At 73.7% G+C, this 12,483-nt stretch carries 6 protein-coding genes; all 6 read right to left on the bottom strand.

The window, feature by feature from the left end; genetic code table 11:
* Positions 1 to 6 precede the first annotated feature (6 nt).
* The 6 genes from A6A25_RS21505 to A6A25_RS21480 are packed head-to-tail and all read right to left on the bottom strand — an operon-like array spanning position 7 to position 12,464.
* Positions 7 to 2,112: a non-ribosomal peptide synthetase gene (locus tag A6A25_RS21505; RefSeq protein ID WP_083668532.1), complete on the bottom strand. Its 2,106-nt coding sequence runs from the start codon at positions 2,110 to 2,112 to the stop codon at positions 7 to 9.
* Between the two features lie 12 nt (positions 2,113 to 2,124).
* On the bottom strand, positions 2,125 to 2,820 hold the full coding sequence (locus A6A25_RS21500) for a thioesterase II family protein (protein ID WP_073892657.1): 696 nt from the start codon (positions 2,818 to 2,820) through the stop codon (positions 2,125 to 2,127).
* Positions 2,817 to 4,199: a cytochrome P450 family protein gene (locus A6A25_RS21495; protein WP_143193319.1), complete on the bottom strand. Its 1,383-nt coding sequence runs from the start codon at positions 4,197 to 4,199 to the stop codon at positions 2,817 to 2,819. Before A6A25_RS21495 ends, A6A25_RS21500 begins: the two co-directional genes overlap by 4 nt.
* A 29-nt stretch (positions 4,200 to 4,228) precedes the next feature.
* Positions 4,229 to 5,500, bottom strand: coding sequence for an MFS transporter (locus A6A25_RS21490; RefSeq protein ID WP_073892655.1), 1,272 nt, complete (start codon positions 5,498 to 5,500; stop codon positions 4,229 to 4,231).
* Positions 5,500 to 9,090, bottom strand: a complete 3,591-nt coding sequence (locus A6A25_RS21485) for a type I polyketide synthase (RefSeq protein ID WP_073892653.1) — start codon at positions 9,088 to 9,090, stop codon at positions 5,500 to 5,502. The genes A6A25_RS21490 and A6A25_RS21485 overlap by 1 nt, the downstream gene beginning before the upstream one ends.
* A complete protein-coding gene (locus A6A25_RS21480; RefSeq protein WP_073892651.1) occupies positions 9,087 to 12,464 on the bottom strand; it encodes a non-ribosomal peptide synthetase in 3,378 nt (1,125 codons plus the stop codon). The genes A6A25_RS21485 and A6A25_RS21480 overlap by 4 nt, the downstream gene beginning before the upstream one ends.
* Between the last annotated feature and the right edge of the window lie 19 nt (positions 12,465 to 12,483).

Genomic DNA, 12,483 nt, shown 5'->3' with positions numbered 1-12,483 from the left:
CGGGAGTCACCTGCCCCTGTCCGCGAGGCGCAGCACCGCGACCACGTCCCGGATGGTCGGGTTGCGGTACAGCTCGCGCAACGGCACCGACGGCAGGCCGCGGGCCCGCAGCGCCGCGCCGATGCGCACCGCCACCAGCGAGTTGCCGCCGAGTTCGAAGAAGTCGTCGTCCAGCCCGACGGGCACGCCCAGCGCCTCGCGCCACACCTCGCGCAGGCTGCCCGCCAAGCCCTCGCTGGGCGGGTCGTCGGTGCCGGTGGCGATCACGGGCGCGGGCAGCCGGGCCGCGTCCAGCTTGCCGTTGGTGGTCAACGGCAACGCGTCCAGCGCGGTGACCGTGGCGGGCGCCATGTAGTCGGGCAGGATCCCCGCCGCCCGCTTGCGCACGCTCGCCGGGTCGCCGCCGGTGAGCACCACGTACGCGTCGAGGCGCGCGGTCGCGGCGTCGTCCGGGTCCTCCCGCCGCACGACCACGGCCGCCGCCCGCACGTCCGGGTCCTCCAGCAGCACGGAGCGGATCTCGTCCAGCTCGATGCGGAAACCGCGGATCTTGACCTGGCTGTCGATGCGCCCCAGGTGTTCCAGCGCGCCGTCCGGGCGCAACCGGCCGAGGTCGCCGCTGCGGTACATCCGGCCACCGGTGAACGGGTCGGGCAGGAACCGCTGTGCGGTCAGGTCGTCCCGGTTCAGGTAGCGGGAGGCGACGCCCGCGCCGCCGACGTGGATCTCGCCCGCCACCCCGGGCGGCACGAGCCGCCCGGCCGGGTCGAGCACGTAGAGGTGCCAGCCGGGCAGCGCCGGGCCGACCGACCTGGTGGCGGCCTCGGCCAGGTCGCGGGTGACCGTCTGGTGCGTGACGTGCACGGTGGTCTCGGTGATGCCGAACATGTTCACCAGCCGGCAGCGGGGGTGCCGGTCGAACCACGGCAGCAGCATCCGGGCGTCCAGCGGCTCGCCGCCGAACACCACCAGCCGCACCGCCAGGTCGGCTGACGCGCCCGCGTCCACGTCGAGCAGCTGCGCGAACGCCGACGGGGTCTGGCTGAGCACGGTGACGCGTTCGGCGGCCAGCAGCTCGTGGAACCGGTCCGGCTCGCGGGAGACGAAGTAGGGCACCACGACCAGCCGTCCGCCGGTGAGCAGGCAGACCCAAATCTCCCACACCGAGAAGTCGAACGCGCTGGAGTGGAACAACGTCCACACGTCGTCGTGGCCCAGGCCGTACTCGTCGCGGGTCGCGTCGACCAGGCTGATCACGTTGCGGTGCGGGACGACGACACCCTTGGGCCGTCCCGTGGACCCGGACGTGTAGATGATGTACGCCGGGTCGTCCGGGCCCGCACCGCTCGCCGCCGAACCGCCGTCCAGTTCGTCCGGCGTGACCGCGGTGATCCCGCCGCCGCGCGGGAACTCCGGCAGCCTGGTCACGACCACGCGCAGTCCCGCGTCGTCCGCCGTGTACGCGAGCCGTTCGGCCGGGTACGCCGGATCGGTCGGCACGTACACCGCGCCCGCCTTGAGCACGCCGAGCAGCGTCACCACCAGCTCGGCCGACCGCTCCACGCACACGCCGACGTGGTCGCCGGCGCGCACGCCCAGCGCCCGCAGCCCGCCCGCGACCCGGTCGGCCCGCTCGTCCAGCTCCCGGTAGGTGAGCCGGACTTCGTTGTCGCACAACGCGATGGCGTCCGGCCGTTCCGCCGCCACCTGCGCGAACGCTTCGTGGATCGTGGTGGGCGTGGTGACCAGCTCGACGCCGGGACGGCCCAGTTCCGCGATCCGGGCCCGTTCGGCGTCGTCCAGCAGCACGCCGGTGCGGTGCACGGACATCAGGTGCCGGGTGAACTGCTCGACGATCTCGGGCGCGAAGTGCTCCCGCCGGTAGACGGCGCGCAGCTCACCGTCGGCCACCGTGATGGCCAGCGGGAAGCCGTCGCCGAGGCCGACCGAGGTGGTCGGCTCGGCGGTGTGCTCGCCGTCGTAGGCGCGCACGGTGGTGGCGAGCGCCGCCCGCCAACCCCACTCGGCCACGTCGGTGTCGGCGGGCAGCGGCACGGTGAGCGTGCCCGTGCCTCGGCCCCGCCCCAGTCCCCAGTCCGGCGCGTGTGCCACGCTGTTCCCCCCTCAGTGGACGGTCGAGTCGATCAGGTCGATCAGCGCGGGCGCCGAATCGGTCAGGTACATGTGCCCGCCGGGCACCTCGACCAGCTCGAAGTCGCGCCCGGTGACCTTGGCCCAGCCCGCCGCCTCGTCGGCCGACACCAGCGCGTCGTCCGCGCCGCGCACGGCGGTGACGGGCACGGCCAGCGGTTCCTCGGTGGACGGCAGGTAGGTCTCGTGCATCTCCACGTCGGCGCGCAGGGTCGGCAGGATCAGCTCCCGCATCTCCGGGTCGTCGAACGCCTCGTGCGTGTAGCCGGCGATCCGGTTGACCCTGGCCAGGAACTCGTCGTCGTCGGCCAGGCCGGTGGCGGTCAGCTCGCGCCGCACGCCGGGCGCGGGCGAGCCGCTGACGACCAGCCGCAGCAGCTCCACCCCCGGCTCGTCGAGCAGCCGGTGCGCGAACTCGTAGGCCAGCACCGCGCCCAGGCTGTGCCCGAACAGCACCACCCTCGACCGCCCGAGCTCGGCGAGCAGACCGGGCAGCAACCCGGCCACGGCCTCGTGGACGTCGGTGTACGGGTCGAGGTCGATCTGCCGCTCCCGGCCGGGCAGCTGCACGGGCACGACCTCCAGCCGGTCGCCGGCGATCGCCGACCACGGCCGGAAGAACGACGCGCCCGCGCCGCCGAACGGCAGGCACACCAGCTTCGCGCTCACCGCGGCAGCCTGCGGTCGTAGGTGACGGGCAGCTTCGCCAGGCCGCGGCTGGTCGAGTTGTCGAACAGCCACTCCACCTCGTCCGGTTCGACGGCCAGCCGCAGGCCGGGCAGGCGGCGCAGCAGCGTGGTGAACGCGATCCGGCCCTCGACCCGGGACAGCGGCGCGCCGGGGCAGAAGTGGGCGCCGTGGCCGAACGCGAAGTGCTTGATGCCCTGCCGGGTGATGTCGAGCCGGTCGGGGTCGGAGAACACCGCCGGGTCGTGGTTGGCCGAGTTGAGCAGCAGGTGGACGAAGCTCTCCTTGGGGATCGGCACCCCGTTGATCTCCATGTCCTGCGCGGCCAGCCGCAGCGTGCCCCGGTAGACCGGGCCCTCGTAGCGCAGGAACTCCTCGATGGCGTTCTCCACCAGCGAAGGGTCGTTGCGCAGCAGTTCCAGCTGGTCGGGGTGCTGGAACAGCGCGTGGGTGCCGTTGCCGATGAGGTTCGCGGTGGTCTTGTGGCCCGCGATGATCAGCAGGATGAGCGTGGACACCAGCTCGTCGTTGGTGAACACGTCCTCGTCGGTGGCGCGGATGAGGCTGGACACCAGGTCCTCGCCGAGGTTGTCGCGCCGCTGCGCCAGCAGGTCCAGCAGGTAGCGCTCGGTGCTCTCGCTGGCCCACTTCAGGCGCGCGTTGGACTCCTCGTCCGCGTAGGGGGCGCCGGTGAGGATGGTGCCCCACTCGTGCAGCTGCGGGCGGTCCTCCAGCGGCACGCCGAGGAACTCGCAGATCACCCGCAGCGGCAGGGCGAGCGCGAAGTCGTTGAACAGGTCGCCCACGCCGTGCTCGGGGAAGGCGTCGATCAGCCCGTCGGTGATCTCCTGGATGCGCGGGCGCATCAGCTCCATCTTGCGCGGCACGAACGCCCGGCTGACCAGCTTGCGCAGCCGGGTGTGCTCCGGTGCGTCGGCGGTCAGCATGTTGCGGATCAGGATGGGGCTGGAGTCCACGAGCAGGTCGCGGAACCACTGGGGTGCGTTGTCCACGCTCTTGGAGACGCGCGGGTCGGTGAACAGCTTCGACACGGTGTCGTAGTCGGCCACGACGTAGGCCTCGGCGCCCGGCGGGTGGTTGATGGGCCGGACCGGGCAGTGCGCGCGCAGCTCGGCGAACGCCGGGTACGGGTTCGCGCCGGGCTCGGTGAAGAACTCGGGCGGCAGCGGTTCGCGGTGGGCGACGGGGCAGCGCGAGGCGGGCGCGGTGCCGGTGGGCGCGGTCTCGATGGGCGCGGTGTCGGTGGGCGCGGTGTCGGTGGGCGCGGTCTCGATGGGCGCGATCTCGGTGGGCGCGGTCTCGGCTGCCGCCGCGTCGACGGGGTGCGCTTCGGTGGTCATTGCGGTGTCCTCCCGGTGGGCTTGGGCGGTCAGTCCTGCTTGGCCAGCTCTTCGGGCGCGGGCAGCGTGCGGATCTGCTTGGTGAGGGTGGGCAGCGCCGCGGCCGTGCCGACGACGGCCATGGTGATGAACACCCAGGTCGGCCCGGCGAGGTCGAAGATCGCGCCGACGGCGAAGATGCCGATGGGCTGGGCGATCATGGAGATGAACATGATCGCGCCGATGACGCGGCCCTGCTTGGAATCCGGCACGAGGGCGCCGATGTAGCCGAAGAACAGCGCGTTCACCACGCCGGCGCGCAGGAAGATGCAGGCGACGATGATGCCCAGCGGCAGCACCGCGGGGATGATCGCGAGCAGGACGGCGGCGACCGGGCCGATCCAGATGGCGTAGGCCATGATCAGCGACGGCTTGACGTACTTGAGCACGACCGGGCCGATGATCGCGCCGGTGAGGCCGCCGGCGCCGGCGATGGCCAGCGTGGTGCCGATGACCGCCTCGGAGGCGTTGCGGCCCTCGGCGGTGGCGATGAGCGCGAGGAACATGCCGGAGTGGTTGAAGGCCATGTTCGACACGCACACCCAGAGGATCAGGATGCGGATGATCGGCTGGCCCGCGATGAACTTGAAGCCCTCCCACGCGCCGCGCTTGCCGGTGTCGGTCGGCGACGGCGGTGCCTGCATCGGCTTCTTGATGAACAGCAGGATCACCGCGGAGGCGAGGAAGGCGATGGCGGCGGCGAGGAACGGCAGCGCGCGGGCGATGCCGTAGAGCGCGCCGCCGATCGGCGGACCGGCGACCGTCGCGCCGAAGAACCGGATCTGGTTCTGCCCTTGGGCCTGGGTGAGCTGGGACGGCGGCACGAGCTGCTTGATCGCCGCCAGGCCGGCCGGGTTGGACACACCGAGGCACGCCGAGGAGACGATGACGATCGCGAAGATGATCGCCATGTTGGTCGTGCCGGTGAGCACCAGGAAGCTGAACAGGGCCAGCAGCACCATGCGGATGCCGTCGGTGAGGAGCATGATCTTGCGCCGGTCGAAGCGGTCGGTGAGCGAGCCGCCGGGCAGCGAGGCCACCCCCGCCACGATGAGGGCGACCGAGCCGACCGCGCCCGCGTACGTCGCCGAACCCGTGGTCGCCAGGATCAGCAGCGGGTAGGCGATCTCCGCCGACTCCTTGGCCACCGCGGCCAGGAACTGGCTGATCCACAGCGCCTGGAAGTCCTTGTTGCGGAACAGCGGTTTCTCGGGCGGCGGCGTGGCCTGGACCTCGGTGGTCACGGCGGGTTCTGCTGACATCACTGCACCCTCTCGGCTTCGATCATGATTTCGCGCAGGTCCTCGGCGAGGTCGCGGACGTGCGGTCGGCCCAGCACCGACCAGTGGTCGCCGCCCACCGGCCGCACCCGGACGCCACCGCGGTACAGCGGGGCGAGCCGCTTCTCCAGGCGCCGCGCGGCGCGGTCGGACGTGCCGGTGCGGAACACGACGGCCCGCGCCGCGACCGGTCCGGGCACGTAGGTCGCCAGGGCCGCGGCCTTGGTCCGCAGCAGTCGGCGCAGCGCCGGGTTGCGGCGCACCTGCGCGCCCACCGGCCCCAGGCCCAGCGCGGCGTCGAGCTCGGTGCGGATCCGGCTGTAGACGAACCCCGGGTCCACGCCGATCGGCACGCCACGCCTGCCCTGCACGTACGCGTCGAGCGCGACCACGGCGTCCACGGTCTCGCCGTCGTGTTCGAGCTGCCGCGCCACCTCGTGCGCCAGCACCGCGCCGAACGACCAGCCGCCCAGCGCGTACGGGCCGTGCGGCAGCACCCGCCGCAGCGCCTCCACGTGGTGCGCGGCCTGCCGGGCGATGCCGCCGCGCAGCGGGCCGCGCGGCTCCAGGCAGTACAGGGCGTGGTCGCCGAGCTCCTCGGTCAGGGTGCGGTAGGCGAGCGCGCCGCCCGCCGCGTCGGCGATCAGGACGAAGGGCCGCCCGGTGCCCCCGTGCAGCACGACGGCGTCCACCGCGCGCGGGACGGCGCTGTCGGCCCGCTCGGCCAAGGCCGCCAGCGCCCCGAACCTCGGGTCGCGGGTGAACTCGGTGACCGTGATGTCCAGCCCGGCCTCCTCGCGCAGCCGGGCCGTGAAGTCGACCGCCATCAGCGATTCGCCGCCGAGGGCGAAGAAATCGTCGTCCGCGGCCACCGAGTCGGTGCCGAGCGTGGCGCGCCACAGGCGTTCGGCGGTGGCCAGGGCGGTGGACCGGACCGGCTGCCCCGCGGGCTTGCGCGTCGGTGTGGCCCCGGGTTTCCCCTGGGGGGCAGCCGGTCCGAGCTGTGCGGACCCCTGCTGGGGGTCGTGCGGTGTGAACGAGTAGGTGGGCAGCGAGACCGGGAACACGTCGTCGCGCAGGTCGTCGAGCGCGACGTCCGCGCCGCGCTCCCACAACGTGCCCAGGGCGCGCAGCAGGCTGCGCTCGGTGTCCTCGGGTCGGCCCAGCAGCGGGATCGTGGTGTGGCCGGTGTCCCAGTCGCGGTGGCGCCGCAGGGCTCCGGTCATCGACGTGCCGGGGCCGAGTTCGAGGAACGTGTCGCAGCCCGAGGCGAGCAGCGTGCCCAGGCCGCGGTCGAGGCGCACCGGCAGGCGCAGCTGGTCGGCCCAGTAGGCGGGCCCGGTGATCTCGTCGGGGTCGGCCCAGTCGCCGGTGGTGTTGGACACCAGCCGCACCCCGGGCCGGGCGCCGGGCACGGTGGTGACGAGCGCCGCCAGCACCTCGGCCGCCGGTGCCATCACGGGGCTGTGCGAGGCGCGGCTCATGTTCAGCACCCGCACGTCCAGCCCGTGCAGCGCGCCGCCGCGCAGCACCTCGTCCACCGCCGGTGCGAGCCCGCCGACGACCACGCTGCCGGGGCCCACGATGCAGATGGTGACGTCGCCGCCGTCGCCGAGCCGCCGCGCGACCTCCTCGGCGGGCGCTTTGACGGCGACCATGCGGCCGGGCTCCAGGGCGGCCATGGCGGTCGCGCGCCGGAACACCAGCTCGGCGGCGTCCGCCGGCCGCCACACCCCGGCGAGCGTGGCCTGGGCGTACTCGCCGATGCTGTTGCCGAGCATCGCCGCGGGGCGCACGCTCCAGTCGGCGACCTGCCTGCCCAGTGCCCAGCCGAGGGCGAACAGGCCCAGCTGCTGGTGGACGGTGTCGGCGAACCACGCGGTGTCGGCGGCGGAGGGGTCCACCACCGGTGTGAGGTCCACGCCGTGCCGCTCGGCGACGACCTCGCGGATCTCGTCGAAGCAGCGGCGGAAGCCGGGCAGCAGCCGGTGGGCGGCCGCGCCCGCGGCGGACTCCAGCGTGCCCTGGCCGGGGAACAGGAACGCGACCTTGTCGAGCCTGCCGGGCGGCGCGGGTTCCCCGGCGGCGGCCAGCAGGTCCCCGGCTTCGGTGGCATCACCGGCGACGAAGGCTTGGCGGTGCCCGTGCGCCCGCCGGTCGGCGAGCGTCCGGGCCACCTCGGGCAGGTCGAGCTTCGGCTCGGACCGCAGCGCTCGCGCGAGGTCGTCGCGCATCCGTCCCAGGGCGTCGGTGGACGCCGCGGACAGCGCCAGCACCCGTGCGCCGTCGCGGGCGACGGGCGCGGTGCGCGGCGGTGCTCCCTGCACGATCACGTGGGCGTTGGTGCCGCCCACGCCGAACGAGCTGACCGACGCGAGCCGGGTGCCGCGGTCGGGCCACGGCTGCGTGGTCGTGACCACCCGGAACGGGGTGGCGTCGAGGTCGAGCAGCGGGTTGGGGCTGCCGTAGTGCAGCGTGGGCACCAGCTCGCCGTGCTTGAGCATCAGCACGGTCTTGATCAGGCCCGCGACGCCCGCCGCCGACCCGGTGTGGCCGAGGTTGGACTTCACCGCGCCCAAGTGGCACCAGCCGGTGGCGTCGGTGGAGTCGCGGAACACGTCGGTCAACGCGGACACCTCGACCGGGTCGCCGAGCTTGGTCGCGGTGCCGTGCGCCTCGACGTAGTCCAGGTCCGCCGGGTCGACGTCGGCGACCTGCTGGGTGTAGCGGATGACGTCGCTCTGGCCGGGGATGGACGGCGCGGTGTAGCCCATCTTCTCCCCGCCGTCGTTGTTGATCGCCGAACCGAGGATCACCGCGTCGACCCGGTCGCCGTCGCGCAGCGCGTCGTCCAGGCGCTTGAGCACCACGACGCCGACGCCCTCGCTGGGCACGGTGCCGTCGGCGTCCGCGTCGAACGGGCGGCAGTGGCCGTCGCGCGACAGGATGCCGCCCGGCTCGTACAGGTAGCCCCACTCGCCCTTGCCGGTGACCGCGACGCCGCCCGCCAGGGCCACGTCGCACTCGCCGCCGCGCAACGCCGTCGCGGCCAGGTGCACGGCCACCAGCGAGGTGGAGCACGCCGACTGCACGGTCACCGCCGGGCCGCGCAGCCCCAGCTTGTAGGCCACCCGGGTGGCCAGGAAGTCCTTCTCGGTGCCGATGTACTGGGCCAGCTCGCTGAGCTGGTCGTCGGCGCGGGCGGCGACCTTGTCCGCGCCCGCGTACACGCCGATCCAGCCCGGGAACCGGGTCGGGTCGATCGCCGCGTCGTCCAGGGCCGCGGTGGCGGCCTGCAGGAACACCCGTTGCTGCGGGTCGATGTTCGCCGCCTCGGCCCGGCTGTAGCCGAAGAAGGACCAGTCGAAGTGATACGGCTCGCGGATCGTGCCCATGGCGGGCACGAAGTTCGGCCGCCGCACGTAGTCCGGGTCCGCGCCGCGCCGGATCAGGTCGTCGGGATCGAAGCGGGAGATGCCCTCGACCCCGCCGCGCAGCAGGGCCCAGAACTCCCGGACGTCGTCGGCGCCGGGCAGCCGGGCGGCCATCCCGATGACGGCGACGGCGGTCATTTCCCGCCCGCCTTCGCCACCAGTTGCCCCAGGCCCGCCGGGGTGGGGGTGCGCAGGAAGTCGCGCAGCCGCAGCGTGACGCCCAACCGGTCCTTGACCAGCTTCACCAGCCGCACCGCGCCCATCGAGTTGCCGCCGACGACGAAGAAGTCGGTGTCGGCGTCGACCGCGGTGGTCGGCTCGCCGCCGATGGCCTCCACGAACAGCGGCACCAGGCCCTCGTCGGCACTCCGGTCGGCCACCACGGGCTTGGGCGCGCGTTGTCCGGCGGGCGCGGCCTGGGCGACCAGGGCACGGCGGTCGACCTTGCCGTTGCCCGTCAACGGGATCCGGTCCACCACGGCCCACAGCACCGGCACCATGTAGACCGGCAGCCGGTCGGCCAGGAAGTCGCGCAGCTCGGCGGTTCCCGTCTGCTGACCGGCTTCGAGCACCACCGCGGCGACCAGGCGCTTGTCGGCGCTGTTGTCGCCGGTCACGGCCACCACGGCGTCGTGCACGGCCGGGTGCGCGACCAGGGCGTCGCTGATCGCGGACAGCTCGACCCGGTAGCCGCGCAGCTTCACCTGGTCGTCGCGGCGGCCCAGGAACCGCAGCCTGCCCCGGGTGTCGATGCGCACCACGTCACCGGTGCGGTAGAGGCGTTCGTCGACCTCGGGCGAGAAGTGCCCGAACGCCCGCGCGGTCTCGGCCTCGTCGTCCAGGTAGCCGACGGCCAGGCCCTCGCCCGCCGCGTACAGCTCGCCGACCGCGCCGGGCGGCACACGCCGACCGCGTTCGTCCAGCACGTACACGCGGGTGCCGGGCAGCGGGGTGCCGATGGGCAGCGGACCGTCGATCCCGTCGGGGTCGCTGACCGAGTACGTCGTGGTGAACGTGGTGTTCTCGGTGGGCCCGTAGCCGTTGGTGATGACCAGGCCGGGGTGGCGGGCGAGCACGCGGGCGGCGTGGTCGTGCGGCACGACGTCACCGCCGGACAGCAGTTGGCGCAGGCCCGCGAACGAGTCCGGCGCGAACTCCTCGACCAGCCGGAACAGGCCCGCGGTCAGCCACGCCACGGTGACTTCCCGTTCGAGCAGGAAGTCGCCGAGCTCGCTGGGCGTGGGCAGGCCGGCCGGGTGCACCTCCAGGGTGGCGCCGGTGAGCAGCGCGCCCCACAGCTCCAGGGTGGACGCGTCGAACGCCAGCGGCGACAGCCGCAGCACCCGCTCCCCCGCGCCCAGCCGGACGAAATCGGCGTCGTGCACCAGCCGCACGACCGCCCGGTGCGGGATGGCGACACCCTTGGGCTGACCCGTGGAGCCGGACGTGAACGCCACGTACGCCAGCCGATCGGGGTCGGCGGGCAGCACGTCGACCTCGCCCCCGGTCCATGACGAGTCCCAAGTGGACACGACCGGGACACCGGGTACCCGGTCCGCCGCGTCGAGTGCGACCAACGCCGCCGTCGGCGCGGCCTTGGCCACGATCTTCCCGGTGTGCGCGGCGGGCAGGCCCAGGTCGACGCCCACGTAGGCGGCACCGGCCCAGACCACGCCCAGCACCGCGACGACCTCGGCGACCGACCGCTCCACCCCCACGAGCACCCGGTCACCCGGCCGCACCCCGGCCTCGCGCAGCAGCCGCGCCTGGCGCGCCGCCGCACCGGCCAGCTGCCGATAGGTCAGCTCCACGTCACCCTCGCGCACCGCCACCGCGTCCGGCGTGCTGCGCGCGACGTCGCGGAACAGCTCGTCCAGGGACGCGAACGGGAAGTCGCGGCGGGTCTCGTTGATCCGGTCCAGCGACGCCCGCCGTTCCGGCGCGACGCAGCGCACCTCCTCCAGCGCGCCGCCGGCGGCCGCCAGTTCCGCCGCCGCGGTCCGGAAGTCGGCCACGAAGCCCTCGACCTCGGCCACCCCCCACACGCTCGTCGCGTACTCCAGGTGCCCCGCCAGTGACGGTTCGGACTGCCGGATCAGCAGCGACAGGTCGAACTGCGAGCCGCCGCCGTGCCCCTCCTCGACCCGGATCTCCAGCCCCGCCGACTCCAGCCGCTGCGGCACCAGCTGGTCGTGCATGCCGAACGTGGCCTGCACCAGCGGGTGGCACCCCAGGCTGCGCTCCACGCCCAGCCGCGCCACCAGTTCCTCGAACGGCAGCGCGCCCGCGTCGATGCTCTGCGCCAACGAGGTGTGCACCGCGCGCAGGTAGTCCGCGACCGGCGCGTCGTCGTCCACGTCGATGCGCACCGGCACGAGGTTGCCCGCCACCGCGACCAGTTCCTCCAGCTCGGAGGTGCCGCGGCCGGTCAGCGGCACGCCGACCAGCAGCTGGCGCGCGCCGGTCCACCGGCTCAGCGTCACCCCGTACGCGCCGAGCAGGAACGCGAACGGCGTGATGCCCAGCTCGCGGGCCCGCCGCACCACCGCGGCGCTGGTGTCCACGCCGAAGTCCACGACCGTGCGGTCGCCGGCGGCGTCCTGCAACGCGGGCCGCTGCCGGTCCGCGGGCAGTTCCAGCACGGTCGGCACGCCGTCGAGCTGCTTGATCCAGAACTCGGCCTGCCGTTCCCACTCACCGCTCACGCGGGCCCGCTCCTGGTGCCGGAACAACGCCCGCGTGGACGGCGCGACCCCGGTGAACGGCGCGGGCAGGCCCAGCGCCAGGGCGTCGTAGTGCGCGAACAGCTCATTGAGCAGCAGGCCGACCGCCCACCCGTCGAGCACCATGTGGTGCGCCATCAGCACGACGGCGTCCTGGCGCGAGCCGGTCACCCGCAGGAACCGGAACGCGGGCGCGGCGGCCAGGTCGAACGGCCGCCTGCCGTGCTCGGCGGCCAGGAACCGCACGTGCTCCTCGAACCCGTCGCCCTCGTGCTCCACCGCCGTGATGTCGGCGGTGTGGCGGTCGAGGACCTCGGTCGCCACGTCGCCGTCCACCTCGCGGTACACGGTGCGCAGGCCCGGGTGGCGGGCGACGGTCGCGGCGACGGCCCGCTCGAACACCTCGCCCTTCAGCCGCCCCTCGGTGCCGGGCAGCACGAAGCAGGTGAACACCAGGTTGTACGGCGAGCCCCCGGTGACCCGCTCGATCAGCCACATGCCGCGCTGCGCGTGGGACAGCGACTCCGCCGGCCCGTCGTCGGACGTGGCGGTCGGGGCGGGCTCGGCGGGCGCGGTGACGACGCCCGCCTCGGCGAGGACCTCGGCCAGCGGCGCGTCACCGAGCAGCGCGGCCACCGGAATCCGCACGCCCAGCCGCTCCTGCACCAGCGCGGCCAGGCGCATGGCGCGTAACGAGTCGCCGCCGAGCCCGATGAAGCTGCGGGTGGCGAACGCCGAAGCGTCGATCTCCGAACCGAGAACAGCGGTCGCGTACTGGTTGAACGTCATCGCCTGCCTGCCCCTCCAA

Source organism: Saccharothrix sp. CB00851, from assembly GCF_001905065.1.
Taxonomy (GTDB): Bacteria; Actinomycetota; Actinomycetes; order Mycobacteriales; family Pseudonocardiaceae; genus Actinosynnema.
The sequence above is the reverse complement of the archived record's forward strand: the minus strand, read 5'-3'. Positions and strand labels throughout refer to the sequence as shown.

Bases quoted from the DNA above. Each gene is read 5' to 3' on its own strand.
- A6A25_RS21490 (WP_073892655.1), bottom strand. From the start codon at position 5,500: ATGTCAGCAGAACCCGCCGTGACCACCGAGGTCCAGGCCACGCCGCCG.
- A6A25_RS21485 (WP_073892653.1), bottom strand. From the start codon at position 9,090: ATGACCGCCGTCGCCGTCATCGGGATGGCCGCCCGGCTGCCCGGCGCC.
- A6A25_RS21495 (WP_143193319.1), bottom strand. From the start codon at position 4,199: ATGACCACCGAAGCGCACCCCGTCGACGCGGCGGCAGCCGAGACCGCG.
- A6A25_RS21480 (WP_073892651.1), bottom strand. From the start codon at position 12,464: ATGACGTTCAACCAGTACGCGACCGCTGTTCTCGGTTCGGAGATCGAC.